This is a genomic window from Saccharopolyspora endophytica (genome assembly GCF_018070075.1).
Lineage (GTDB): Bacteria > Actinomycetota > Actinomycetes > Mycobacteriales > Pseudonocardiaceae > Saccharopolyspora > Saccharopolyspora endophytica.
In genome coordinates this window covers 540886-566003 of sequence record NZ_JAGPXE010000002.1, presented here as the reverse complement: position 1 = coordinate 566003, position 25118 = coordinate 540886, and the positions used below count along the sequence as shown (strand labels likewise).

Here is a 25118-nt window from a genome sequence, read left to right as displayed (position 1 = left end):
AGTGTCGTTGTGACCACTCAGCGGGAGATCGCCGAGCGTCTGGGACTGCCCGTGCATCCGCCGAAGACCGAGGTCTTCGACCTCTCGGCGGGCACCAACACCGACCCCAAGGGCCACGTGCGCACCGTGAGCCGCTTCCGCCGCGAGCCCTTCGGGCTCTACCTCACCCGGCCGCTGCCGGGGCAGCCGAAGATCGCCGCGCTGGAGTCGTGGCTGCTGCCCTCGCTCGGGCTGCGGGTGACCCGCTGGTACTGGCGGCCCGGATTCGAACGAGACCTCGACTACTACCTCGATCTGGTCGACGTCGAATCGAGTGACACCCAATGGCGGACCACCGACCACTACCTGGATCTGGAAGTGCGCCAGGGCCGGGACGTGGAACTGCTCGACGTGGATGAATTCGTGCTCGCGGTCCACTCCGGACTTCTCGAACCGGAAACGGCCGAGCGCGCGATGCGGCGGGCCACCGCGGCGCTGGAGGGGATCACCCGCTGCGGCTACGACCTGCCGAAGTGGTTGCACACCAACGACATCGAGCTGTCGTGGAGTGGACAACCCACCCAAGATCCCGTACCCGGGCCGCGTTCGCTACCGCCAACGGAGTGATCACCACCGCTGGCCCCCGCGCCATTCCCGGCGCCGGCCGACCATTACGGAAAAGTTATGTTAAAAGCCGGTACTGATGATCACGTTGCCGGTTTTCGCAGCTACTCTCTGAAACTGTGAGCGCTGCGATTTCCCCCAAAATGATGGAAGTCATCGATCTCTTCAGCTCGCAGCGCAGACATCCTTCCGGGTACGTGCACCAGCTGGAGGTCTGCCACGTCGAGCGGTGGGGGCTTGCCGTGGAGTGCCCGACTCCGCAGGCCCCGGAGCACGACGTCGAGATCACCTGGATACTGGCCGACCTGGGCCTGCGCCTGACGAAGTTCCGCCCGCGCAACCGGCACTCCCGTCCGAGCCCGAGCACGCTCACCGCGGTCACCATCCACCGCGACACCCGCTCCTGGGCCACCACGGACCTCCTGCTGGGCCTGGAGATCTCGGACCGGGGCCGGCCCCGCATCACCAGGGCCGCGGAGTTCGCCACCGCCGTGGCCACCGGCGCCATCCGCCAGAGCGAGGCCGACTACGCGTTCCAGACGGTCCACCGCACGCTCGACGAGGTCAGCCTCCACCGCTCGATCAACCAGTGGCTCGCCTACCGAGGCATCTTCGACCCCTGGTAACCCCTCCCCGCTCCCCGCCCCACAGGCGGCGATCCCCACGCGCGGTCCCCGATTTCCACGGAACTCAGGTCCCCGATTTCAGTGGAACTCGGGACTCCGATTCCCACGGAAGTCCGGGCCCCGATCTCAGCGGAAATCAGGGTTCCGATTTCCACTGAGATCGGGGACGCGGAGGTGGGAACTAGGGGTCAGGGGGTCCAGCCGGTGGTGTCCGCCCAGGTCATGGCCCTGGGGAGGTTTGCGGCGAACCAGGGTTCTTTGGCTTCTGCGTAGCCCTCGTGGTCCTGGTCGTCGGCGTGGGCCTCGGCGGCCTGCCGCTTCGTCGCGAGGTAGTCCTCGCGGGCCTGGGGGTCCGCCCGGAGCCAGTCGGGGAACACCAGGGCCACCCGCCAGGCCGCGGTGCCCTCGACCCGGACGTGCAGGTTGACGTGGCGGCCGGGGTCCGCTGCGGCGTGGAAGCGCTTGGACCACTGCTCCGGCTCAGGCGCGAAGTCGTGGGGGTTGTCGTGGTCGATGCCGGGCACGACCGAGAAGCCCGCGTCGCCCAGCGGCTCTGCCAGGGCGTCGGCGTCGGCGAGGGTGCGGACGGTGAGCTGGAGGTCGATGACGTCCTTGGCGGTGATCGGCACCGAGGTGGAGCCGACGTGGTCGACGCGCACCGCGCGCTGCCCCGCCGCTCGCTCCACGCGTGCGATCAGCCGCCGGGCCTGGGCGGCCCATTCCGGATCCCGGTCGACGAGCTTCGGTGGCATGGGTTGGGCGCGTCGGCGGTGCCGCAGGTTCTGCTCGAAGGGCACCAGGCGGTCCCGCCACAGCTCGTCGACGCTCGTCAGCAGGTCCTCGACCGAGCCCGCGTTGTCCAGCCACACGTCGGCGGCCTCGCGCCGCTGCTCGTCGGTGGCCTGCGCGGCGATGCGCGCGCGTGCGTCGTGCGCGGCGAGCCCGCGCTCGATCAGCCGCCGCACCCGGACGTCCTCATCGGCATCGACGACGATCACCAGGTGATAATGCGGGGAGTAACCCGCCTCCACGAGCAGCGGGATGTCGTGCACCAGCACCGAGTCGGCGGGCGCTTCGGCCATCCGCTGCGCGGTCAGCTCGGCGACCTTGGGATGCACGATCGCGTTGAGGTCGAGCCGGGACTGCTCGTCGGCGAACGCCGTGGCCGCCAACGCCGGCCGGTTCAGGGCACCGGACTCGTCCAGGATCGCGTCGCCGAACCGCTCGACCAGCTCGGACAAGCCCGCGCTGCCGGGTTCGACGACCTCGCGCGACAGGGCGTCGGCGTCGATCACCACCGCGCCGAGCTCGGCCAGCCGCCGAGCCACCGTCGACTTGCCCGATCCGATGCCTCCGGTCAAACCCACGCGCAACATGCGCTACATCCTGCCAGCTGATCACCCGTCTGTGAGGGGGCAGTTCGAACCGGACATTGATCTTGGACGACAAAGCAACCCCAGACGCGAAGCGGCCCCGCATCCACGGAGGATGCGGGGCCGTTTCGGACTTCAGCCTTCAGGCGTCAGTGCTCACGCACCACCGGAGAGCTTCTCGCGGAGGGCGGCCAGCTGGGCGTCGCTCGCGAGCGAGCCGCTGTCCTGCTGCTCGTCGTCCGAAGCCGACGAGTAGTTGCCGCCACCGGTCGGAGCCGGCTGCTCGTCCTCGCCACCACCGGCGGCCGCGGCAGCCGCGGCCTCGGCGTCGGCCTGACGGGCCTTCGTGATCTGCGCGATGTGCTTCTCGTAGCGGGTGTGCGCCTCGGCGTACTGGCGCTCCCACTCCTCGCGAGCCGACTCGAAGCCTTCCTGCCACTCCTGGGTCTCCGGATCGAAGCCCTCGGGGTAGATGTAGTTGCCTTCGTTGTCGTACTCGGCAGCCATGCCGTACTGGGTCGGGTCGAACTCCGAGTCGGGGCTGAAGCCCTCGTTGGCCTGCTTCAGCGACAGGGAGATCCGGCGACGCTCGAGGTCGATGTCGATGACCTTGATCATCACCTCGTCGCCGACCTGGACGACCTGCTCCGGGATCTCCACGTGGCGCTCGGCCAGCTCGGAGATGTGGACCAGGCCCTCGATGCCCTCGTCGACGCGGACGAACGCACCGAACGGCACCAGCTTGGTGACCTTGCCCGGCACGATCTGGCCGATCGCGTGGGTGCGGGCGAACTGACGCCACGGGTCTTCCTGGGTGGCCTTCAGCGACAGCGAGACGCGCTCGCGGTCCATGTCGACGTCGAGGACCTCGACGGTGACTTCCTGGCCGACCTCGACAACCTCGGACGGGTGGTCGATGTGCTTCCAGGACAGCTCGGAGACGTGCACCAGACCGTCGACCCCACCGAGGTCGACGAACGCACCGAAGTTGACGATGGAGGACACGACGCCCTTGCGGACCTGGCCCTTCTGCAGCTGGTTGAGGAACTCGCTGCGGACCTCGGACTGGGTCTGCTCCAGCCAGGCGCGACGGGACAGGACCACGTTGTTGCGGTTCTTGTCCAGCTCGATGATCTTGGCTTCGAGCTCGCGGCCGACGTAGGGCTGCAGGTCGCGGACACGACGCATCTCGACCAGGGACGCCGGCAGGAAGCCGCGCAGTCCGATGTCGAGGATGAGGCCGCCCTTGACGACCTCGATGACGGTGCCCTTGACGGGCTCGTCCTTCTCCTTGAGCTCCTCGATGGTGCCCCAGGCACGCTCGTACTGGGCGCGCTTCTTGGAGAGGATCAGTCGGCCTTCCTTGTCCTCCTTCTGGAGAACAAGCGCCTCGACGAAGTCACCAACGGTGACGACCTCGGCGGGGTCGACGTCGTGCTTGATCGACAGTTCCCGGGACGGGATGACGCCCTCGGTCTTGTAGCCGATGTCAAGCAGCACCTCGTCACGGTCGACCTTGACGATGGTGCCCTCAACAATGTCCCCATCGTTGAAGTACTTGATGGTCTGGTCGACGGCGGCGAGGAAGTCCTCCTCCGTCCCGACGTCGTTCACTGCGACCTGCGGCTTGGTGGCGGCTGCAGTCGGGACGGTGGTGGTGTCGGTGGACATCAGGTGGGTTGCTCCGGTACGGATAGGTTGGTCGCTGGTTCTACGCTTGTGCCGCGCCACGGCCGGTTTCGTCCGGTCCAGCGGATAGCCGGACCTGCGGATTCCGTTTTGCCGAACGGCCTTCACAACCCGGTCTGAACCGGCTCGCGGAAGCCGCCGAGAAAAAGACCCACGGCGCGGGCGGTATCGTACGCGCTTTCTCGATCGCCGGGCAAACTGCGGTACCCCTGGATGGCAGACGGGCTTCGGACGCGCGACACAATCTCTTCACGTCCACGCCCTGAACCACCTTCACCCGGGGGAATCCTTGACACATCCCGACGAGCCGGAAAACGCCAGCTCCCAGAATAGCTCGGCTGAGCAGTTGCTGGGGACGGTCGGTGTCCGCAAGCGCAGCGTGGACGCCGCGGAGTCGCGTTCGGCGAACCGGCTGTGGTGGGACGCCGACGCCGACGACTACCACGCCGAGCACGGCGACTTCCTCGGCGACGACGATTTCGTCTGGTGCCCGGAGGGCCTGCGCGAGGAGGACGCCGGCCTGCTCGGCGACGTCCGCGGCAAGCGGGTCCTGGAGGTCGGCTGCGGTGCGGCGTCGTGCGCGCGCTGGCTGGCCGGGCAGGGCGCTGAGGCCGTCGGCCTGGACATCTCCGCCGGCATGCTGCGGCACGGGGTCGACGCCGCGAAGCGCAGCGGGACGCACGTGCCGCTGGTCCAGGCCAGCGCCGATCTGCTGCCCTTCGCCACCGACAGCTTCGACCTGGCCTGCTCGGCGTTCGGCGGAGTGCCGTTCGTCGCCGACGTGGGCGCGGTGTTCCGCGAGGTGGCCCGGGTGCTGCGGCCGGGCGGCACGTGGGTGTTCGCCGTCACTCACCCGATGCGGTGGATCTTCCCGGACGACCCGGGACCGACGGGCCTGACGGCGACGAATTCCTACTTCGACCGCACCCCCTACCTGGAGATCGACGGCGACGGCCGCGCCACCTACGTCGAGCACCACCGCACGCTGGGCGACTTCGTGCGGGCGCTGTCCGGCGCGGGGATGCGCTTGACCGATCTGATCGAACCGGAGTGGCCCGAGGGGCACACTCAGATCTGGGGGCAGTGGAGCCCGCTTCGCGGCAGGCTGTTCCCCGGAACCGCGATCTTCGTGTGCACGCTCGACTGAGGCGTCGACCGGTCGGCTCGCTCGCGGCGGGTAGCGGAACCTCAGGTGGTGGAGGAGGCGACTTCACCGCTCGGCCGACGTCCACGCCCGCGCCCGGGAGGCGCGGGCCCCAGGTGTGAGGAGCCCCGGTGGCGACCGCGCAGGATTTGATGCAGGCCCAGTTCGCGCGGTTCGCCGCCCTGGACCCGCAGTTACCGCAGGACCAGTTCGTGCCGACCGACGCCGAGCCGGTGGCGGCGCGGACCGCTGACGGGCACGCGGTGGCCGGGCTGGTCACGCACACCTCGAACCCGGAGGGCTCGGCGCGCGGCCTGTGGCAGGCCGGCGAGGCGTTCGAGCTGTTCCCGATCATCGGCGAGCACCCGCGCGCGGGGATGGATTCGCTGCTGGGCGCGTGGCGGGAATGGCTCGGCGAGCAGGACGATCCTGGGCCGAACTCCTCGGCGATGGTGGTCTGGCCGAGCCGTGACGTGCAGGCCACGCGGGCGTTGCTGGATCACGGTTTCCTGCCGCTGTCGGTGCTCGCGATTCGATCACCCACCCCGGTCGCAGATACGGAACTGTCTGGTACCGTAAAGGTGCGTCGCGCCGGACCGGCCGACCTGGACGCCGTCGTCGAGCTCACCCTCACCGAGCTCGAGTACGCCGCCCTCGTCGGAACCGCCACGTACCGCTCCGATGCCGCGCAGCTGAAGCGGACCGCCGCCCGAGTGCGCCTGCACTCCGACGATCCCGTCTGGCTCGCGGAGCAGGACGGCACGCCCGTCGCGGTCGCGGAATGCGGCTGGATCGACACCGGCAAGTCCCCGCGGGCTTACCGGCTGCGCCCCGGCTCGTGGGGATACGTCAACTGCGTGTCGGTGCACGAGAAGGCGCGCGGCACCGGCATCGGCAGGCAGCTGATGTCGGTGGTGCACAACGAGTTCGTGCGCCGGGGCGCCATCGGCAGCTTCCTGTACTACAACCCGCCCAACCCGCTGTCCTCGGTGTTCTGGCCCCGTCAGGGATACCGGCCACTGTGGACGATGTGGGAGGTGCGCCCGGCCACCGCACTGCGCTGACCCCGATCCGGGGCCTGCGCGCAGGTCCTAGGAGGATCGAGGAGAAGGCGTGGAGATCGTCGCCACCGGCGTCGAGGTCATCGGCGCGCACGGGCCATTGCTGGCCCCCACTTCACTCCGGGTCGCCGACCGCCAGACCCTGCTGGTCACCGGCGAAGCCGGGACCGGCAAGACCGCGCTCGCGCTGGCCCTGTCCGGACGGCTCAAGCCCAGCAGCGGCAGCATCCGGCTGGACGGCTCGGCCGACGCGGACCGGCTGCGCCGCGCCGTCGCCGTCGTCGATGCCCCGCAGATCACCGAACCGGATGACTCCCTTCAGGTTCGCGACGTGACCGCCGAAGGTCTGGCGCTGGCCCGGCGCGGTTCGACCCGCCGCAAGGTGCGCGACTGGCTGGCCGAACGCGAACTGCCCGGCGACGTCCGGTTCGAGAACCTCACCGCGCACCAGCGCACCCGGCTGCTGGTCGACCTGGCCTGCGAGTCCCGCACCACGCGCGCGCTGGTGCTCGACTGCCCCGACCGCCACGGCGACGACCCTCAGCTCTGGCACTCCCTGGCCACCGCCCGCGCCGAAGGAGGCATGGCGGTGGTCGTGCTCTGCTCCACGCACTCCGCCGACAAGCTCGGAGCGCCCGCCGTCCGCATCGGCGCGGACGACAAGTCCACTTCGGCCGGTTGACACCTGAAGGTCCGTGATGACTACTTTCCGGCTCGCCGCAACGGAATTGCGACGACTCACCTCGGGCAAGCTGCCCAAGCTAGCGCTGCTGGCGGTCACCTTGGTGCCGCTGCTCTACGGCGCGATGTACATCTACGCCAACTGGGACCCCTACGGGAAGCTCGACTCGGTTCCCGCTGCGGTCGTCATCGACGACTCCGGTGCCCAGAAGGAGGACGGCCAGCCGCTCAACGCCGGCCAGGACGTCTACGAGGAGCTCCTCGACTCCGGCACGTTCTCCTGGACCCGCACCGATCTCCAGCACGCCCAGGCGGGCGTGGCCAACGGCGACTACACCTTCGCGCTGGTGGTCCCCCGGGACTTCTCCCACGCCCTGGTCTCTCCCGCCGACTTCGAGCCGCGGCAGGCCAAGCTGCAGCTGATCACCAACGACGCGAACAACTACCTGGTGGGCACCATCGCCGACAAGCTCGCCGGTGAGGTCCGCAAGGGCGTCGCGTCCAACGCGGGGTCGACCGCCGCCGAGCAGTTCCTGCTGGGCTTCTCCACGGTGCACGACAAGACCGTCGAAGCCGCCAACGGCGCGGGCAAGCTCGCCGACGGAGCCGGGCAGCTGCGCGACGGGCTCGGCCAGGCCGAGCAGGGCGGCACCCAGCTCTCCGACGGCGCGCACCAGCTGCTCAGCGGGCAGCAGCAGCTCGCCTCCGGCGCCAACCGGCTGGCCGACGGGACCGGCCGGCTGCACACCGGCCTGCAGCAGCTCCAGGCCTCGACCGCGCAGCTGCCGGACCAGACCGCGAAGCTGGCCGACGGCGCGGAGAAGGTCGCCCAGGGCAACGAGCAGCTCGCGCAGAAGGCCAACGTCGTCGGGAACCTCTCCCAGGGCATCGTCGACAACCTGGACCAGACCAAGGCCAAGACCGCCGCGCAGCTGCGCCAGGCCGGCGTCGACGAGGCCACCGTGCAGAAGATCGTCGCCGGGCTCGACGACCTGGGCAGCCCCGCCACCGATGCCAACACCAAGCTGCAAACGCAGGTCGGGCAGCTCAACACGCTCGCCGACGGAGCCCGCCAGGTCGCCGACGGCAACCGGGCGCTGGCCAACGCCACCCCGCAGCTGACCAGCGGCATCCAGCAGCTCACCAGCGGCGCCGGGCAGGTGGACGACGGAGCCGCGCAGCTGCGCGACGGCGAGCAGCAGGCCCTGTCGGGCACCAGCAGGCTCGCCGACGGCGCCGACCAGCTCGTCGGCGGCACCCGGCAGCTCCACGACGGATCCGGCCAGCTCGTCGACGGTTCCAACACGCTGGCCACCGAGCTCGGCAAGGGCGCGGGCGACATCCCCAACCCCGACGACAAGACCCGGCAGGCCACCGCCGACACCATCGGCGACCCGGTCGCCGTCGACACGCAGGCGCAGGTCAAGGCCGACACCTACGGCGCCGGGCTGGCTCCGTACTTCATGGGCCTGGCGCTGTGGGTCGGCGGGTTCGTCCTCTTCCTGCTGATGCGGCCGATGTCCAACCGGGCCCTGGCGGCCGGTGTGGCGCCGTGGCGGGTCGCGCTGGGCGGCTGGCTGCCCGCCGCGCTGATCGGACTCGTGCAGGCGGTGCTGCTGTTCTCGGTGGTCGTGTTCGCCATCGGCGTGCACCCCGCGCACCAGTGGCGGACGCTCGCCTTCCTGATCCTGACCTCGTTCGCGTTCACCGCGGTCGTGCACTCGCTGAACGCGGCGTTCGGCCCGAAGGGCAAGTTCATCGCCCTGGTGATCCTGGTGCTGCAGCTGGTCACGGCGGGCGGCACGTTCCCGTGGCAGACGATCCCGGAACCGCTGCACCCGCTGCACCAGGTCCTGCCGCTGGGCTACGTGGTGACGGGGCTGCGCCACCTCATCTACGGCGGCACGGAGGGCTCGGTCGCCCAAGCCGTGGCGGTCCTGCTCTGCTACCTGGTCGCGTCCCTGCTGCTGACCACGATCGCGGCCTGGCGCCAGCGCGTCTGGACCCCCAGCCGCCTCAAACCCGAGCTGTCGCTCTGATCAACGCCAGCGGCGGGCCTCCGGACCGATCCGGAAGGCCCGCCGTTCGCGTTGATCGGGGTGGGAAGAGGTGTGCCACCGCGGCGGAGCCGCTGTCTCAGGTGCGGGACTCAACCGGCACCGCCGCGCAAGGCGACCACCGAACAGGTCTCAGTCGTCGTAGCGGGCGATCTCGATGAGATTTCCGTCGGGGTCGCGCAGGTAGAGCGAGGTGATGGGGCCGCGGGAGCCGGTGCGACCGACCGGGCCCTCCTCGATGCGGACCTCGTTGTTGCGCAGGTGATCCTGGACGTCGGCCAGCGCCTGGCCGGTGACGAAGCACAGGTTCGCGGAGCCGGGGACCGGGTGGGTCGCGGTCGGCTCGACCAGCTCGGCAGCCGCGTGCAGCTTGATGGTCTGGTCGCCGAAGCGAACCGCACGCCGCTCACCGGGGAACTCCACCGGCTCCATGCCGAGCACGTCCTGGTAGAACTCGACCGCCCGATCCACATCGGCGACGGTGAGGACCAGGTGGTCGACTCGGTCGATGCTGATCATGCTCCTCCTCGGGGTCGGCGCGGTCAGCTCTTGGGGTGCTGCCGCGCCCTGGTGACGCCCCGCCGGCCACAACGCCGCAGCGGCCGAGCCCGGCCGGAGCGTGTACCGCAGGCTATCCGCACCGGTGTTCGGTACCCGCGTTCGGGCCCCACCAGCGGTGATGTTCGCCATTGCACAACATCACGCCGGAGGGCATCCCCGAAACGGCGGTTCCGTGATCGAGTCGAGATCCCTCGCCGCTCAGTGCGCGGCGGAGTCCCAGGAGCGGCCCGAGCCGACCGAGACCTCCAGCGGCACGTCCAGCGGGTACGCCGAGCCCATCTGCTCGCGCACCAGCTTCTCCACCACGTCCCGCTCGCCGTCGGCGACCTCGATGATCAGTTCGTCGTGCACCTGCAGCAGAGTCCGCGAGCGCAGGCCCTCGGCCTTGATGGCCCCGTGCACGCCGAGCATGGCGACCTTGATGATGTCGGCGGCGCTGCCCTGGATCGGGGCGTTGAGCGCCATCCGCTCGGCCATCTCGCGGCGCTGCCGGTTGTCGCTGAGCAGGTCCGGCAGGTAGCGGCGGCGGCCCATGATGGTGGAGGTGTAGCCGTCCTTGCGGGCCTGGTCGACGACCTCGCGCAGGTAGTCGCGGACCCGGCCGAAGCGGGCGAAGTAGGCGTCCATCTGCGCCTTGGCGTCCTCGGCGGAGATGCGCAGCTGCTGCGCCAGACCGTAGGCCGACAGACCGTAGGCCAGGCCGTAGGACATGGCCTTGACCCGTCGGCGCAGCTCCTGGTCGACCTCGCCGATCGGCACGTCGAACGCCTGCGAGGCGACGTAGTTGTGCAGGTCCTCGCCGGTGTTGAACGCTTCGATGAGCCCTTCGTCGCCGGAGAGGTGCGCCATGATGCGCATCTCGATCTGGCTGTAGTCGGCGGTCATCAGCTCGGCGTAGTCGCCGCCGACGACGAACACCTCGCGGATCCGGCGGCCCTCTTCGGTGCGGATCGGGATGTTCTGCAGGTTCGGCTCGGTCGACGACAGCCGGCCGGTGGCGGCGATCGTCTGGTTGAACGTGGTGTGGATGCGACCGTCGTCCGAAATGGACTTGGCCAGACCCTCCACTGTGGTCTTGAGCCGGGTGGCGTCGCGGTGTTCCAGCATGTGCTGCAGGAACGGGTGCTCGGTCTTCTCGAACAGGGTCTGCAGCGCTTCGGCGTCGGTGGTGTAGCCGGTCTTGGTGCGCTTGGTCTTCGGCATGTTGAGCTCGTCGAAGAGGACCACCTGCAGCTGCTTCGGCGAACCGAGGTTGATCTCCTTGCCGATGACGGCGTACGCGTCCTGCGCGGCCTGCTTGACGCGCGCGGCGAAGCGGGCGCCCAGCTCGGCCAGCTGCTCGGCGTCCACGGCGATGCCGGCGCCTTCGAGCTCGGAGAGGACCAGCAGCAGCGGCAGTTCGAGGTCGGTGAGCAGCTTGGTGCTGTCGATGCGGGCGAGCTCGGTGTCCAGCGCGTCGGCGAGCTCGGCGACGGCGCGGGCCCGCAGCAGTTCACCTTCGGCGGCCTTCTCCTGGCTCTCCGACTCGTCCTCCAGCAGCGACAGCTGGCCGTCGTCCCCGCCGCTGTCGGCGCGCAGCTCGCGCTGCAGGTAGCGCACGACCAGGTCGGGCAGCTCGAAGGAGCGCTGGCCGGGACGCACCAGGTAGGCGGCCAGCGCGGTGTCGCTGGTGAGGCCGGCGATGGTCCAGCCGCGGTCGCGGATGGCGTGCAGCGGGCCCTTGACGTCGTGAGCGGCCTTGGGCGCGTCTGCGTCGGCCAGCCACGAGGCGAGCGCCTTCTCGTCCTCGCCGGTCAGCGAGGTGACGTCGACGAACGCGCCCGCTCCGTCGGCGGTGGCCAGCGCGATGCCCGCCAGGTCGCCGTGGCCGCGCGCCCAGGTGCCGGTGCAGGACAGGCCGACGCGGTTGCCGCCGCGGGCGTGCTGGTCGAGCCACGCGGCGAGCGCGCCGGGCTCGATGACGCCGCCGGTGATCTCGAAGCCCTCGTCGACCTCGGGTTCGGCGCTGGAGAGCGTGGCGAACAGCCGGTCGCGCAGCACCCGGAACTCCAGGTCGTCGAACAGCCGGTGCACGGCGTCGCGATCCCAGGCGCGCACCTCCAGCTCGTCCGGCCCGGCTTCGAGCTCGACGTCGCGCACGAGCTCGGTGAGCTGCCGGTTGAGCAGCACCGACGACAGGTGCTCGCGCAGGTTGTCGCCCGCCTTGCCCTTGACCTCGTCGACCCGGTCCACGAGACCGGCGAGCGAGCCGAACTGCTGGATCCACTTGGTGACGGTCTTCTCCCCCACCCCCGGGATCTTGGGCAGGTTGTCCGACGGGTCGCCGCGCAGCGCCGCGAAGTCGGGGTACTGCTCGGGGGTGAGCCCGTACTTGGCCTCGACGGCTTCCGGGGTGAACCGGGTCAGCTCGGAGACGCCCTTGGTCGGGTACAGCACCGTCACGTCGTCGGTGACGAGCTGGAGCGCGTCGCGGTCGCCGGTGCAGATGGCGACCTTGAAGCCGCCGCCGGTGGCCTGGGTGGTCAGGGTGGCGATGACGTCGTCGGCCTCGTAGTTGTCCTTGCTCAGCACCGGGATGTTCAGGGCGCCGAGGATGTCCTGGATGAGGCTGACCTGGCCCTTGAACTCGTCCGGGCTGGCGCTGCGGTTGGCCTTGTACTCGGTGAAGGTCTCGCTGCGGAAGGTCTTGCGGGAGACGTCGAAGGCGACCGCGAGGTGGGTGGGCTGCTCGTCGCGCAACAGGTTGATCAGCATCGAGGTGAAGCCGTACACCGCGTTGGTGTGCTGCCCGGTGCCGGTTTGGAAGTTCTCCTTCGGCAGGGCGTAGAAGGCGCGGTAGGCCATCGAGTGGCCATCGATCAACAGCAGGCGTCGGTCCTCGGAATGCGTCACGGCCGCGAGTTTAGGCTGAAGCTCTGACAGCCAGTACCGCAGGCGACGGGGAGGACCAGCAGTGCCCGCTACCGACAACGGTGAAGCTGTGACCAGCGGCGACGCCGACCTGGAGGCGTTGCTGAGCGCCACCGACGAACAGCTCAGCGCCCGGATGGGCATCGAGATCGTCGAATACAGCCCCGATCGGGTGGTCGCGACGATGCCGGTGGCCGGCAACCGCCAGCCCTACGGCCTGCTGCACGGCGGCGCGAACGCGGTGCTCGCCGAGCAGGCCGGTTCGATCGCAGCGGCGCTGAGCGCCGGTGAGGGCCGCATCGCCGTCGGCCTGGAGCTGACCTGCACCCACCACCGGGCGGCCACGGAGGGCCAGGTGACCGCGGTCGCCAGCCCGCTGCACCGGGGCCGCTCGACCGCGACCTACGACATCGAGATCACCGACGAGAAGGGCCGCCGCACCTGCTCGGCGCGGCTCACCTGCATCCTGCGCGACCAGCCGCCGAAGTGATCCGAACGCGACAGAGGCGGGGCACCCGTGGGCACCCCGCCTCTCATCGTCGATCAACCGCCACGCAGGCCGCGGAAAACCGCCCTAGGACAGGTTTTCGAGAACCGCCTGCGCGACCGCCTTCATCGTGGTGCGGCGATCCATCGCGGTTCGCTGCAGCCAGCGGAAGGACTCGGGCTCGGAGAGGTTGTGCTTGCTCATCAGCAGGCCCTTGGCCCGCTCGATGGTCTTGCGCGCCTCGAGGCGTTCGGTGAGGTCGTTGACCTCGGCTTCCAGGGCCTGGACCTCGGTGAACCGGGACACCGCCAGCTCGATGGCCGGCACCAGGTCGCGCTTGGCGAAGGGCTTGACCAGGTAGGCCATGGCCCCGGCGTCGCGCGCCCGCTCCACCAGATCGCGCTGGCTGAAGGCGGTCAGGATGACCACCGGCGCGATCCGGTCCCCAGCGATGTTGGAAGCGGCCTCGATGCCGTCCATCTTCGGCATCTTGATGTCCAGGATCACCAGATCGGGTCGAAGTTCCTCGGCGAGCCGAACGGCTTCCTGTCCGTCACCAGCCTCGCCGACGACCTGGTAGCCCTCCTCGCGGAGCATCTCCACGAGGTCAAGCCTGATCAACGCCTCGTCCTCGGCCACGAGTACGCGACGTTCGACGGGCTTGGCCTCGCGTGTGTCCTCGGCAGCCGGCGTCGTCACCGGGATCCTCCAGTAGAACTCGGGGTCCGCCAATGCGGTTTGCATCGGAAACCGCAGCTTACCGGTAGTGACTTCACGCCGAGGTTAATAGGCGGCGTGACCATTGCGACATCGTGAGCGCTCACGCTTTCGAAGGTTTCCTCCGCACGAACACCAGGTAGATCACCAGGATCGCGGCGACGCTGACCAGGCTCAGCACGAGCTGCGACCGGATGTCCGGCACGAAGATCATGGCGGCGATCACGGTGCCGATCAGCCCGAGCGTGACCCAGGTCAGGTACGGGAAGAACCACATCTTCAACTTCAGCGACTCGGGCGCCTCGCGCTCCAGACGACGCCGCATCTTCAACTGCGAGACCGCGATCATGGCGTAGATGAACAACGCCACGGCACCCGCGCTGTTGATGATGAAGTAGAAGATCGTGTCCGGGGCGACGTAACTCGCCGCAACAGCGACGTAGCCGACCAGTGTGGACAGCAAGATCGCCTTCCACGGCACACCCCGACCGTTGAGATCGCGCACCCACTCGGGAGCGAACGACCGCTGCTGCAACGCGAACAGCATGCGGGAAGCCGTGTAGAGACCGGAGTTGAGCACGGAGACCACCGCGGTGAACACCACGACGTCGACGACCACTTCGGCCGCGGGAAGCCCGAACCGGGTGAACGCCGCCGCGTACGGACTGCCCTCGGTGGGGATCTGGTCCCACGGCGTGATCATCACCAGCAGCGTCACCGAGCCCACGTAGAACAGCAGCACCCGCCACACCACGGCCTTGGTCGCCTTGGCCACCGAGCGCTCCGGCTCGTCGGACTCGGCGGAGACGATGGTGACGATCTCGGTCCCGAAGTAGGAGAAGATCACGATCACCACGCCGTGCAGCACGGAGAAGCCGCCGTTGGCGAAGAACCCGTCCTTGCCGATGTTGCCGACCGACATCTCGGCCCCGGGCCAGAGCCCGAGGACGAACACGGTCCCGCACAGCAGGAAGATCACGATGGTGATGACCTTGATGGAGGCCAGCCAGAACTCGGTCTCGCCGAACGAGCGCACCGACACCAGGTTCGTCCCGGTCAGCACCATCATCAGCACGAGCGAGATGACCCACTGGGGCACCATCGGGATCAGCGGGTTGATCAGCTCGGCCCCGGCGACGGCCTCGAAGGCCACCACGCCGACCCAGTAGTACCAGTACAACCAGCCGAGGGTGAATCCCGCCCACTCCCCCAGGGACGTCCGCGCGTACTCCATGAAGGAGCCCAACGTGGGCGCCGCGGTGGCCATCTCACCGAGCATCCGCATGACGAGCACGACGATCAGCCCGCCGATCGCGTAGGACAGCACGGCCGCCGGCCCGACGGTCGAGATCACCGCCCCGCTGCCGATGAACAGGCTGGCCCCGATGATCCCGCCGAGCGCGATCATCTGCAGGTGCCGGTTCTTCAGACTCCGCCGCAATCCGGCGGGCGTCGGCTCCACCTGCCTTCTCTCATCGACCAACACGGCCTCCGCGCGTTCGACCCACCACACACTGCACGACTCAGCGAACCTAAACCGCCGTGATCACAACCACCAGACCCACGACGAAAACGATCACCAGAGCCCCGCAACAACACCCTGACCAGGGATAACCCACCGGACACCCTCCCGGAAGACCCTGATCGGCCGTCACGTATGCTGACGACAAGACCAGCCCCCGTAGCCCAACGGCAGAGGCAGCGGACTCAAAATCCGTCCAGTGTGCGTTCGAATCGCACCGGGGGCACCAGCCTTCACCAGGCAAAATAACCGAATATGTGGATCATGGAAATGATCCTGGGTGCGGCCTTGGGTGCGAGTACACTCAAGGCTATGAGTCGTTCACACCCCGATGAACGTCAGCGCGGTCGCATCGAGGAGCGCAGCAAGACGCTCCGAGTGGTCGTCTTCGCGGGGAACGACCCGGTGACGGGTCGCCGCACCTACGTCCGCGAGACGATCAACGGCACGGACAAGGCCGCCTACAAGCGCGCCGAGAAGGCGCTCACCAAGCTGCTGGCACAGGTCGACAGCCAGCGCTCCACGCCGTCGACGGTGAGCCTGTCCTTCGCCCTGGACGAGTGGATGCGCACCAGCGAGATCGAGGACAGCACCCGGCACACCTACAGCGGCTACATCGACCGCTCGATCAAGCCCGCTCTCGGCGAGACTGCGGTGAACAAGATTTCCGCGAGGATGCTCGAGGGCTTCTACACCGAGCTTCGACGCTGCCGCGCTCGCTGCGATGGCAAGCCGTACATCGAGAAGCACAAGAAGCCGGGCGAGCACGACTGCATCGCCGAGGAGTGCCGCCCACACGCGTGCAAACCGATGGCCGCCTCAACGGTCCGCCAGATCCACGCGATCATCAGCGGCACGCTCGATGCCGCCGAACGGTGGGACTGGATCAGCTCCAACCCTGCCCGCGTCGCACGGAAACCGCGCCAGAAGCGCCCGGAACCGGACCCGCCCACTCCCGCTGAGGCAGCGCGGCTGTCCGAGGAAGCGTTCCGGATGGACGAGGACTGGGGCACGCTCGTCTGGCTCGCCATGACCACCGGCATGCGACGCGGAGAACTCGTCGGTCTGCGCTTTTCCCGCGTCGACCTCGACGAGGAAGTCATCGACCTCCGCCGCAACTGGGTCCGCGGCAAGGAGAAGGACACCAAGACCCACCAGAACCGCCGCATCGCCCTCGACTCGGAAACCGTCACCTTGCTCCGCGAACACCGCGACCGCGTCGCCGACCGAGTCCGGAACCTAGGCGCCAAGTTCAACGACGACCTCTACGTCTTCGCCGGCACCCAACACCCCGACCACACCCAGCCCTACTCCCCCAACGCCATAACCCAGCGCTACAAGGACATGGCCGACAGGCTGGGCATCAAAACCCACCTCCACGCCCTACGCCACTACTCCGCCACCGAACTCCTCACCGCAGGCATCGACCTCCCCACCGTCTCCGGCCGCCTCGGCCACGGCGGCGGAGGTGCGACCACGCTGCGCGTCTACGCAGCCTGGGTTGCCGCTTCCGATCGAAAGGCGGCGGAGATCCTGGGCAGCCGCATGCCTAAGAGGCGTGAAGCCCCATGAGGAGTGGACACAACTCACACGCAACTTGGAAGGTCGACCTTTGACCTCGGAACTCGTCTACCAGGGTGAAGACTTAGGCAAATCGAAACCTGGCCACGTCATCATCTGCTTAGATACCCCTCTGTGGCAGGCGAATCGCGCCCCGTCTGGGCATCATGGAAGCACTACGAAATACAACTTGGAATTGCTGGCAGCGTTGCTTTGGCGGCCGGACTACAAGCCTGGGCGCCGCCCGCCCTATTCAAACCCATAAAGTGGGCCTTTGAAGTTCTCAAATCCTGGGGCCTGTTTACTTTTCCAGCGCTCGTTTCAGTATTTGGATTGGTTCTATTACTTGCAGTCAGATTACTCCGTGGCCTTAGGATCACACTTGGCCTATCAAACACGAGGCAGACTAGGGCCGAAGCGCCGCAAATTCGCCCTTTACGATGGCAGCTTGTCGCGATCGCAATAGTCGCGATCTCGCTTATCACGTGGCTGGCATTTAATTGGCTTCTCGAGATTGCAGCAAAAGCAAACGATTCATCTTCTGCACGCATTGAGGCAATACGGACAGCATTAACAATTGGCGCAGGAACGGGTGGCGCTGTCGCACTTATGCTAAACGCGCGACGGCAATGGCTCGCTGAACACGCACAAACTCACACTGAGTCTGATTCAGCACAACAGCGGGCAAACGAGTTATACGTACAATCCGTTGAGCAACTCGGCCACGAGAAGGCACCCGTGCGCCTCGGGGCACTCTATGCCCTTGAGCAACTCGCCCAAACTAATACGAACCAGCGACAGACAGTCATTAATGTTCTTTGCGCATACCTTCGAATACCCTTTACCCCACCGTCAACAAGCAATGTACTCCTATACGGTGTCAGTAACGACGAAATAGAATCCCTACAGGAAGACAAGGAGACGCAGCCAGAAGAATCGCCTAGCGAAAGCACAACAGAGGCCGAGAAGGAGCAAGAACTGCATGTGCGCCTGGCTGCTCAGCAAATTCTAACTCGACATCTATCGAACGAAGCAAATCCTGGCCATCTAGCGGCAGATTACTGGCCCGGCATCGACATCGACTTACGTGGCGCAACTTTGTTTGATTTCACGCTACCAAAGGGCGCGAACATCAACGTTGGCCAATTTTCCCAGGCGAGATTCTATGGGCACACTTCCTTCGCTAACGCCACGTTTTCCAGCCCAGCCTCGTTCTCTTTTGCAGAATTCAAGGAAGAAGCTGTCAATTTTGACAACGCATGGCTAGCCAGGGGGGCGGATTTCGAAGGAGTAGAATTCTCAGGGGAGACGAGCTTCGAAAAGTCCCGCTTTGGCGGAGAACTTAGCCTCGGAGGAGACGCAAGCGAGCATGCCGAATTCTCTTTCAGGGGGACCACTTATAAGAAGAGCGTTTCATTCAAAAATGCCACCTTTTCGCACGCGCCAAACTTTTCTGAATCGAAATTCTTCGCCGCAGCAGAATTTACTGACTTCGGACCTGGCCAGTCGTTCTCTTTTGCGATGCGCAAACCTGTGATATTCGCCGATTCCCAGTTTTATGGCGACGCAATCTTCGCCCAAGGACTAGGATATAGACTGCGTATACCTGCCGACTTCTCCGGGGCAGCAGTTCGCGTAGATTCGACGGTCGAAACGAAACGCGTTTGGCCTTTAAATTGGAAAGAGGAACGATTGGCATGCGACAGCCATGGCACCGATTCTGCTAGCGGGGTGTGGTATAAGGTTGCAGCCGAGGAGTAACTATAAAAACGCATATCTAAAGCTTGGTGACCGCTCTGGCTTTTGTCGGCCAACGTGTCATCTCCAACAGTCGGCTCCTCGTCCAGCTACCAGTACCCTCCACACTTGTGAGCACTGAGCGCGGAGCATGGAAGACGTACGGGGAGCGGCTGGTCTACGACAACCGGTGGGTTCGGTTGGGGTTGGCTGACGTGGAGGCGCCGAACGGTGAGCGGTGGGAGTACCACGTCGTTCACCTGGCTCGGATCGCGATCGCTCTGATCGTGGACGAGCAGGACCGGGCACTGATGCTGTGGCGCTACCGGTTCCCGACCCAGCAGTGGGGTTACGAGCTGCTTGGTGGCTTGGTCGACGACGGTGACGACTCAGCTGGAACCGCCGCTCGCGAAGCCGCTGAGGAGAGCGGTTGGGAGCCGGTCGGCGAGGGTCAGCACCTGGTGACCTTCGAGCCTCTGCCTGGACAGGTCACCGCCCCGGTGGACGTCTACTTGTGGCGTGGGGCGAAGCACGTCGGCGATCCGACCGACACCGAGGAAGTCGGCCAGGTCGAGTGGGTTCCGCTATCTCGGGTTACCGAACTGGCGCAGCGGCAGGAGCTGCTCGGTTCGGGAACCCTGGTGGCGCTGCTGTACTTCCTCGCTTCACGCAACACCCTCGGTGGAACCGGGCAAGATCAACCCGCCGAGCCGGCGTAGGTGTCGGTCTGACTTGATCTGAGAAGCCAGACGTCGCGCTTGCCTGGAGTGGTCAAGCGCGGCGTCGCGGTCTCCGGCGGCAGCGAACGCCAGTGCCAGGTCGACGAGAAGCCCTGTGCGCGCCCGCACGAACTGCGCAGGTACGCGCGGTAGCGCTTCGACGAGCTGGTCGATCGCCTCTGGCTCGCCTAGCTTGCTCAGGGCGTTGCCGCGCCAGCGGTCGAGGTGCGAGCCGCCTAGGAACAGGAACGGCAGCGCGGCGTCGACCGGCTCGGAAGGCAACAACGCGTCTGCCACGTCGAACGCCCGCAACGCACCGTCGCGGTCGCCAACGGCGGCCAGTCCCTCTCCGTGAGCTGCGGACAGCCACGCTCGCAGCAGCGGCGGTGCCGCCCCCTCCGCGACCTCACAGGCGTACGCGAGCTGTTCGACGGCTGAGGCGGTCTCTCCGACGTCGATCAGGACGAACGCCTGCTCCGCCGCGGCGTGTGCCAGCAGGGCCGGAGCCATGGCCTCTCGGGCCGCTGATTTTGCGCGTTCGTAGTGCTCCCACGCCTGCCCGAGGGCGTTCCGGTCCAGTGCTTCCCAGCCCGCCAATGTGGATGCCTCGGTGAGCGCACCGGCAAGCCTTTCCCGTTGTCTGCCAATGGTGTTGTAGCTGAGCAGGTCTTCGACCTGCTTGATGGTGCTGCGGAGCTGGTCGAGCAGTGTGATCCCGCCGAAGCGGCGGTCGACGTGCCTCGCATCGTTGATCTGCCGCAGGAAGACCTCGACCGTGTCCGCATCCACGGTCTTCGCCATCGCCAGCCTCGACCGCAGCTCCGCGGCGTCGCTGTCCTCGGCTTCCGGAGGAAAGCCGAGTTCTTCGTTGGTGCGGCCGTAGATGTCGCGGAACAGCCGCTGATAGGTCTCGCTGACGGCTTCGTGCCCGTTCTCCCAGCGGGAGAGCTTCGTCTTCAGGCTCGCCGCCGTCATCACCGGGACGCCGAGGGCGTCGGCGCGTTTGAGAAGCATGCGAATGACAGCCTCGGCCGAGTAACCGAGCTGCTTGCGGACCGCCTGAAGTCGCTTCTCCTCCATCACCGCCCCCACCTTGAATAACGACCCTGACCTGCGAAGTTAATTGCAGTTAATGGATTCGCGGTTAACCCGCGCCATCTGCAAAAACTTCCGCGGATGCCGTTTCTTGGTGGCATGCGCAGCACGAACGCAACCACCAGCCCGCCACTGCGGCGGGCCGTCGAGGACCAGAGCCGGCTACCCCGCTCGCTCGCCGTCACTGCCGGTTCCCGCGCGCAGTCGGGCGTTCATCTCGTCGAGTTGGCGGGTGATCTGGCCGAGCTGACGCTCGATGGCCGAGAGCCTGGAGGGCACGTCGTCCTCTTTGAACACCGGCTCGCCGGCCAGGGGCGGTTCACGCCCCTCCAACACTGCCAACAGATGTTCCGGGTGCCAGCCGAGCGCGAGCGACAGCGCTTCCAAAGTTCGCGCACTGCGGCGTCGCTGCACCGTGTTGCGCTGCAACTCGCGCACCGTCGCCTGCGACACGTGCGAGCGCCGCGACAGCTCCCGCTGACGCATGCCCAGCTCGCTCGTGCGCTGATTGATCGCGCGCGCGACCGCAGCCCAGTCTTCCGTCACGTGTTCCTCCGCGCTCCGCCTCAGCGCCGAGATTAGCGCGCAATAGCGAATCCGAAAGACAGACCCGGCTCACGAATCGCCGGGGTTCGACCAATCTGCGCAATTGAGCGCTGAAATTGGCGTTTAAATGCGCCGAAACAATCTCTTACCTCTTCAATCGAAGGGCATACCGCCATGGAAACAAGCGCTGAAAACGCGCGGCCGACCTTCTACACGGTCCGTGAAGCCGCGCAGATCATGCGATGCAATCCCTCGACCCTCTACCGAGCCATCCGCGAAGGTGCGTTCCCCGCAGTTCGGGTCCGCACCCGCTACGTCGTCCCCGCCGCAGCGGTGGACAAGCTCGCCAATGAGGCCAGCACCTCGGGTGGCTGCGTTGACGTCGCCCAGATGGCCGCTGAGCACCGCACCGCTCAGGAGATCGCTCGGCTGACGGGTGGTGCGCGATGAACCACCTCGACACCGAACGTCTCCAGCGCATCGCCGCACAGCTGGATCGCTTGCGGCACGTCCCCACCGATGTGCTCGCCGAGGTCGTCGTGCGCGACGGCAGGTGCATGCAGATCACAACAGGCGAGGAACCGCCGGAACCCGCGAGCGCGGACCCGGATCGGCAGCTCGCGGCCGATCTGTGCACGGGCTGCACCGTCCAGGACGCATGCCTGGAGCTCGAATTCCGTTTGCACGGCGGACGAACGCTCGGCGTGTGGGGAGCAATGTCCGATCAGGACCGACGGGCGCTCTACCCGATCTGGTTGGCGCATCGACAGCACGGACCAAAGAGCAACGAGGAGGTGACCGGCGATGATGGTGCAACTGACACCCGTTGAAGTGCTGATCGGCCTGGGTATCGTCGTCGCCTTGTTCGCCATGTGGCGCGCGAGTGCGCGCGCTGCGCACCGAGCTTCCGAGGCGACGCGGGCTGGAGTCCGGCTGATGTCGCTCACCGGGCGGGTGCTGCTGACGGCGGCGACCATCGTCGGGGTTCAGTGGATCGTAATAGTGAATCCCGGCAACACAGCGCTGCTGCTCTCGGTGCTCGCGGTGCCGGCACTGCTCGCGTCGTACACGCTCACTCGAGCTCTGACCGTGACCACGCTCGACACTCCGCAGCGAAGGAGTCGGCGGCGATGATCGGGCAGGTTCCGGCTCCGGCGGAGGGTGGGCGGCAGCTGCCGCCCACCCGGGCCGAGGCCGAGCACGTCGAACAGGTTCGCAAGCAGGTCGACCGGTTGTGCTGGACGGGCATCCTGCTCGGCCTGGCCTTCACGATGACTAACGTCCAGCAGTTCGCCGCCGCTGACTCGCCACCGTGGTCGCTGGTGTGGCTGGCAGCGTGGCTGCTCGACCCGATGGTGTCGCTGGTCCTCTTGGCGATCCTGCGCGCCGAGCAGGTCACCGCGAGGTACGGCATCCACACCGGCGGCTGGGTGCGTGCTGCGAAGTGGTTCACGCTCGCGGCCACGTACGTCATGAACACCTGGGCGGCGTACGCGGCCGGCGAGGCCGACTCGGTAGTTCTGCACTCCGTTCCTCCGCTGGTCGTGTTCGTCGCCGCCGAGGCCGTGACGGATCTCCGGGACAAGCTCAGCGAGGCCGTCCGGACAGCGTTCACGAACGCAGCTGTCGACTCGCCTGACAACGCTCCCGATGACCACGAGCGGCCGGCTCGCTCAGCGAGCGTCAAGCGACGGACGTCGTTCGACGAGTACTTGGAGCGAGCGCGCAGCGCGTGGAGTCCGGACGTGACGGTGTCGCCCTCGTGGATTCGGGAGGTAACTGGCTGCTCGCGTGGACTCTCGTCGCGGCTGGCCGCCGCACTCGCATCTGAAGTGAACGAGGGAGGTGATCCGCGATGAACGAGCAGGGCGAGCCGCTCCCAGTGCCACGGCCATCGAGCGAAGTCGAATCCGCGATCTTCGACGCCGAGCTCGTGGACGATCCGCCGTCGATCCCGAAGCTGACGCGATGGCAGCGGTTCATGAACTGGTGGCAGCGTTCACCACGCGTGCCTACCGCACTGAAGTCACGGAAGGCCGCCAAGCAGGCCCTCCTGGATCTCCTCCTGTTCGTCGTACACCTCCCGTGGCGGTTCGTCAGCGGCGTCGGCCGCGGGACGGTCGCCGCAGTGCGTGCCTGGCGTCAGTGGGTCCGGGTTCACGACTACCGGGACGCCGCGGAGCAGTCCGAGAAGCTCGCGGACAAGTTCATCGAGATCCGAGAGCTGACCGTGTTCCGGTGGAAGGTGACCGGAGCAGCCGCGTTGGCTTCCGCCGCCGTCGTGGTGGTCGCATACGTCCTGTACGGCGCACCAGCTATGTGGGCTGCGGGTGGCCTGACGACCGCAACGTTGGCAATCTTCGGACGCCGCAAAGAGGGGTCGCCGGGCCGGAAGCCCGTGCTGTCCGGCCCCCGCAGTCTGACCTGGACGATGGATCCGCAAGTCCTGGTCGAAGCGTTCCGCGATGCCAAGCTGATCGGCAAGGACGAGTCCCTGTGCCTGGTCGAAAGGGCTGCGCACGACGGCTCGGGCTGGGCGGTCACCGTCGACCTGCCGGCGACGCGCAAGGCAGCGGACGTCATCAAGCACAGGGAAGCGCTCGCATCAGCGCTTGCAGTCGATGAGCTGCAGCTCATCATCGAACGAGTTCGAGGCCGCGGCGGGCACGCCGGTCGCGTCTTCCTGTGGGTCGCCGACGCCGACCCGTACGCAGGGCCTCCGATGCGATTCCCGCTTCTCGACGTCGAGCAGTGGGACGCGTGGCGAGCGATCCCGTTCGGACGCGACGCTCGCAACCGCCGCGTCGACCTGCAGCTCGTGTGGACATCGTTGCTGGTGGGCGCGATTCCCCGGCAGGGCAAAACCTTCTCGACACGACTACCCGCCGCAGGGTTGATCCTCGACCCGCACGCACGGCTGTACGTCTTCGACGGCAAGGGAGGTAAGGACTGGGAGGCTGCGGAGACCGTTGCGCACCGGTTCGTGTGCGGTGACGAGATCGAGCACGTCGAGGCCGTTCGCAATCACCTCGTGGAGCTGGTGGCAGAAGTCCAATCCCGCTACGCGCGGATGTCCAGGCTTGATGACGACATCTGCCCGGAATCGAAGATCACCCCGGCAATCTCCCGGGACACCGACCTCGACATGCCGATCACGGCGGTGATCATCGACGAGGTGCAGGTGTACCTGGAGAACCCTGCCCGTGAAGACATCGGCGGCAAGAAGAGCACCATCGGCGCCTACATCGCTGACCTGCTGACCTACCTCACGAGGAAAGGTCCGGCCGTTGGCATCGTGGTCATCCTCGCGACCCAGCGCCCCGACTCGAACACGATCCCGTCCCGGCTGCGCGCGGTGCTCGGTTCGCGATTCGCCTTGCGGGTCATGGACTGGCGCGATTCCAACATCGTGCTCGGCGAGCAGATGAACACCCGGGGCTTCGATGCCTCGACGCTGCTCCCGAGCCACAAAGGAGTCGGCATCTTGCGACCGGACAGCGAAACCGGCGCGGACACCATCGCCACGTTGGTCCGCACGTTCTTCATGCCGAACCCGGAATGGCGAACCATCTGCGGCCGCGGAAGAGCTCTGCGTGAGGCAGCCGGAACGTTGACCGGCCATGCCGCTGGTGATGACCTGCAACGGGCAGTCGACCCAGCGGCAGTGGCCAAGGCGCTCGGCAGCGGCTCCGAGGTTCCGAACGACCGCTCAGCACTGCCAGAGCCCCTGTCGTCGGTCGTCGACTACCTGGGAGACGACATCGACCGGCGCGATTTCGTACCGACTGCCGAGCTCATCGACGCACTCGACACCGAACCGACCTTGTTCGGCCGGCAGATGGGCGAGCTCGGCTGTCAGCCAAGACGCGCCCGCGTCGCTTCCGAAGACGGCACCGTGCGCCAGGTCCGCGGCTACTACACCGCGGACCTCCGGGAAGCAGTGGACGAGGCCCACACGGCCCAGGAGAAGGAAGGCGAATAGGCGTCCCATGACAGCCGCGAACCCGTCCCAACTGTGACAACCACGCCC

The 25118-nt window shown here is 67.1% G+C and carries 23 protein-coding genes and 1 tRNA gene; 16 read left to right on the top strand and 8 right to left on the bottom strand.

The window, feature by feature from the left end; translation table 11 throughout:
* Nucleotides 1-9: 9 nt before the first annotated feature.
* Both KBO27_RS06690 and KBO27_RS06685 read left to right on the top strand, forming a co-directional pair.
* The gene (locus KBO27_RS06690; RefSeq protein ID WP_210969050.1) at nt 10-606 is read left to right on the top strand and encodes a ribonuclease FAU-1 family protein; all 597 of its coding nucleotides are present in this window, start codon (nt 10-12) and stop codon (nt 604-606) included.
* 116 nt (nt 607-722) lie between these two features.
* A complete protein-coding gene (locus tag KBO27_RS06685; protein WP_307870266.1) occupies nt 723-1229 on the top strand; it encodes a ribonuclease FAU-1 family protein in 507 nt (168 codons plus the stop codon).
* A 188-nt stretch (nt 1230-1417) separates the two neighbouring features.
* Here KBO27_RS06685 and coaE read toward each other — a convergent pair whose 3' ends face one another.
* Together coaE and rpsA are read right to left on the bottom strand one after the other, a co-directional pair.
* On the bottom strand, nt 1418-2605 hold the full coding sequence (gene coaE / locus KBO27_RS06680) for a dephospho-CoA kinase (protein WP_210969049.1): 1188 nt from the start codon (nt 2603-2605) through the stop codon (nt 1418-1420).
* 153 nt (nt 2606-2758) lie between these two features.
* Nucleotides 2759-4273, bottom strand: a complete 1515-nt coding sequence (gene rpsA, locus KBO27_RS06675; protein ID WP_210969048.1) for a 30S ribosomal protein S1 — start codon at nt 4271-4273, stop codon at nt 2759-2761.
* Nucleotides 4274-4580: 307 nt separating this feature from the next.
* Here rpsA and KBO27_RS06670 point away from each other — a divergent pair, with 307 nt between their 5' ends.
* From KBO27_RS06670 to KBO27_RS06655, 4 genes are all read left to right on the top strand, one after another.
* Entirely contained in the window at nt 4581-5438 is an 858-nt protein-coding gene (locus KBO27_RS06670; RefSeq protein ID WP_210969047.1) for a class I SAM-dependent methyltransferase, read from the top strand.
* A 128-nt stretch (nt 5439-5566) separates the two neighbouring features.
* Complete coding sequence (locus KBO27_RS06665) at nt 5567-6499, top strand: GNAT family N-acetyltransferase (protein WP_210969046.1); 933 nt, start codon at nt 5567-5569, stop codon at nt 6497-6499.
* Nucleotides 6500-6548: 49 nt separating this feature from the next.
* A complete protein-coding gene (locus KBO27_RS06660; RefSeq protein ID WP_210969045.1) occupies nt 6549-7178 on the top strand; it encodes an ATP-binding cassette domain-containing protein in 630 nt (209 codons plus the stop codon).
* A 16-nt stretch (nt 7179-7194) separates the two neighbouring features.
* A complete protein-coding gene (locus tag KBO27_RS06655) occupies nt 7195-9216 on the top strand; it encodes a YhgE/Pip domain-containing protein (protein WP_210969044.1) in 2022 nt (673 codons plus the stop codon).
* 150 nt (nt 9217-9366) lie between these two features.
* Here the strand turns inward: KBO27_RS06655 and KBO27_RS06650 are convergent, their stop codons facing one another.
* Both KBO27_RS06650 and polA read right to left on the bottom strand, forming a co-directional pair.
* The gene (locus tag KBO27_RS06650) at nt 9367-9753 is read right to left on the bottom strand and encodes a VOC family protein (RefSeq protein ID WP_210969043.1); all 387 of its coding nucleotides are present in this window, start codon (nt 9751-9753) and stop codon (nt 9367-9369) included.
* A 240-nt stretch (nt 9754-9993) separates the two neighbouring features.
* A complete protein-coding gene (gene polA / locus KBO27_RS06645; RefSeq protein ID WP_246536490.1) occupies nt 9994-12639 on the bottom strand; it encodes a DNA polymerase I in 2646 nt (881 codons plus the stop codon).
* Between the two features lie 136 nt (nt 12640-12775).
* Here polA and KBO27_RS06640 point away from each other — a divergent pair, with 136 nt between their 5' ends.
* Nucleotides 12776-13195: a PaaI family thioesterase gene (locus tag KBO27_RS06640; RefSeq protein WP_235876892.1), complete on the top strand. Its 420-nt coding sequence runs from the start codon at nt 12776-12778 to the stop codon at nt 13193-13195.
* Nucleotides 13196-13279: 84 nt separating this feature from the next.
* Here the strand turns inward: KBO27_RS06640 and KBO27_RS06635 are convergent, their stop codons facing one another.
* Together KBO27_RS06635 and KBO27_RS06630 are read right to left on the bottom strand one after the other, a co-directional pair.
* Nucleotides 13280-13891, bottom strand: a complete 612-nt coding sequence (locus KBO27_RS06635; protein WP_093416966.1) for an ANTAR domain-containing response regulator — start codon at nt 13889-13891, stop codon at nt 13280-13282.
* Between the two features lie 121 nt (nt 13892-14012).
* A complete protein-coding gene (locus KBO27_RS06630) occupies nt 14013-15317 on the bottom strand; it encodes an amino acid permease (protein WP_210969261.1) in 1305 nt (434 codons plus the stop codon).
* 267 nt (nt 15318-15584) lie between these two features.
* On the opposite strand from KBO27_RS06630, the gene KBO27_RS06625 reads away from it, so the two are divergent.
* The 4 genes from KBO27_RS06625 to KBO27_RS06610 all read left to right on the top strand — a co-directional run bounded on the left by KBO27_RS06625 (nt 15585) and on the right by KBO27_RS06610 (nt 19447).
* Nucleotides 15585-15660, top strand: a tRNA-Leu gene (locus tag KBO27_RS06625).
* A gap of 83 nt (nt 15661-15743) precedes the next feature.
* Nucleotides 15744-17003: a site-specific integrase gene (locus KBO27_RS06620; RefSeq protein ID WP_210969041.1), complete on the top strand. Its 1260-nt coding sequence runs from the start codon at nt 15744-15746 to the stop codon at nt 17001-17003.
* A 123-nt stretch (nt 17004-17126) separates the two neighbouring features.
* Nucleotides 17127-18752 carry a pentapeptide repeat-containing protein gene (locus KBO27_RS06615; protein WP_210969040.1) on the top strand — a complete coding sequence of 542 codons (1626 nt, stop codon included), beginning with the start codon at nt 17127-17129 and terminating at the stop codon, nt 18750-18752.
* 107 nt (nt 18753-18859) lie between these two features.
* On the top strand, nt 18860-19447 hold the full coding sequence (locus KBO27_RS06610; protein WP_210969039.1) for an NUDIX hydrolase: 588 nt from the start codon (nt 18860-18862) through the stop codon (nt 19445-19447).
* On the opposite strand, the gene KBO27_RS06605 is transcribed toward KBO27_RS06610, so the two are convergent.
* A complete protein-coding gene (locus KBO27_RS06605) occupies nt 19394-20527 on the bottom strand; it encodes an NsdA family TPR-like regulatory protein (protein ID WP_210969260.1) in 1134 nt (377 codons plus the stop codon). The two genes, KBO27_RS06610 and KBO27_RS06605, sit on opposite strands and share 54 nt — an antisense overlap.
* A 177-nt stretch (nt 20528-20704) precedes the next feature.
* Nucleotides 20705-21088, bottom strand: coding sequence for a helix-turn-helix domain-containing protein (locus tag KBO27_RS06600; RefSeq protein WP_132676873.1), 384 nt, complete (start codon nt 21086-21088; stop codon nt 20705-20707).
* Nucleotides 21089-21262: 174 nt separating this feature from the next.
* On the opposite strand from KBO27_RS06600, the gene KBO27_RS06595 reads away from it, so the two are divergent.
* From KBO27_RS06595 to KBO27_RS06575, 5 genes are read left to right on the top strand one after another with little or no spacing between them, the layout of a single operon-like run.
* Entirely contained in the window at nt 21263-21538 is a 276-nt protein-coding gene (locus KBO27_RS06595) for a helix-turn-helix domain-containing protein (protein WP_132684718.1), read from the top strand.
* Nucleotides 21535-21918, top strand: a complete 384-nt coding sequence (locus tag KBO27_RS06590; protein ID WP_210969038.1) for a WhiB family transcriptional regulator — start codon at nt 21535-21537, stop codon at nt 21916-21918. The genes KBO27_RS06595 and KBO27_RS06590 overlap by 4 nt, the downstream gene beginning before the upstream one ends.
* Nucleotides 21893-22222, top strand: a complete 330-nt coding sequence (locus KBO27_RS06585) for a hypothetical protein (protein WP_210969037.1) — start codon at nt 21893-21895, stop codon at nt 22220-22222. The genes KBO27_RS06590 and KBO27_RS06585 overlap by 26 nt, the downstream gene beginning before the upstream one ends.
* Nucleotides 22219-22947 (top strand): hypothetical protein, encoded by a 729-nt coding sequence (locus KBO27_RS06580; protein ID WP_246536360.1) that lies wholly within the window; start codon nt 22219-22221, stop codon nt 22945-22947. The genes KBO27_RS06585 and KBO27_RS06580 overlap by 4 nt, the downstream gene beginning before the upstream one ends.
* The gene (locus tag KBO27_RS06575; protein ID WP_210969036.1) at nt 22944-25070 is read left to right on the top strand and encodes an FtsK/SpoIIIE domain-containing protein; all 2127 of its coding nucleotides are present in this window, start codon (nt 22944-22946) and stop codon (nt 25068-25070) included. The genes KBO27_RS06580 and KBO27_RS06575 overlap by 4 nt, the downstream gene beginning before the upstream one ends.
* Nucleotides 25071-25118: the final 48 nt, after the last annotated feature.

Bases quoted from the DNA above. Each gene is read 5' to 3' on its own strand.
- KBO27_RS06590 (WP_210969038.1), top strand. From the start codon at position 21,535: ATGAACCACCTCGACACCGAACGTCTCCAGCGCATCGCCGCACAGCTG.
- polA (WP_246536490.1), bottom strand. From the start codon at position 12,639: ATGGCCTACCGCGCCTTCTACGCCCTGCCGAAGGAGAACTTCCAAACC.
- KBO27_RS06605 (WP_210969260.1), bottom strand. From the start codon at position 20,527: ATGGAGGAGAAGCGACTTCAGGCGGTCCGCAAGCAGCTCGGTTACTCG.
- coaE (WP_210969049.1), bottom strand. From the start codon at position 2,605: ATGTTGCGCGTGGGTTTGACCGGAGGCATCGGATCGGGCAAGTCGACG.
- KBO27_RS06620 (WP_210969041.1), top strand. From the start codon at position 15,744: ATGAGTCGTTCACACCCCGATGAACGTCAGCGCGGTCGCATCGAGGAG.
- KBO27_RS06650 (WP_210969043.1), bottom strand. From the start codon at position 9,753: ATGATCAGCATCGACCGAGTCGACCACCTGGTCCTCACCGTCGCCGAT.
- KBO27_RS06655 (WP_210969044.1), top strand. From the start codon at position 7,195: ATGACTACTTTCCGGCTCGCCGCAACGGAATTGCGACGACTCACCTCG.
- KBO27_RS06585 (WP_210969037.1), top strand. From the start codon at position 21,893: ATGATGGTGCAACTGACACCCGTTGAAGTGCTGATCGGCCTGGGTATC.
- rpsA (WP_210969048.1), bottom strand. From the start codon at position 4,273: ATGTCCACCGACACCACCACCGTCCCGACTGCAGCCGCCACCAAGCCG.
- KBO27_RS06595 (WP_132684718.1), top strand. From the start codon at position 21,263: ATGGAAACAAGCGCTGAAAACGCGCGGCCGACCTTCTACACGGTCCGT.
- KBO27_RS06630 (WP_210969261.1), bottom strand. From the start codon at position 15,317: ATGATCGCGCTCGGCGGGATCATCGGGGCCAGCCTGTTCATCGGCAGC.
- KBO27_RS06580 (WP_246536360.1), top strand. From the start codon at position 22,219: ATGATCGGGCAGGTTCCGGCTCCGGCGGAGGGTGGGCGGCAGCTGCCG.
- KBO27_RS06575 (WP_210969036.1), top strand. From the start codon at position 22,944: ATGAACGAGCAGGGCGAGCCGCTCCCAGTGCCACGGCCATCGAGCGAA.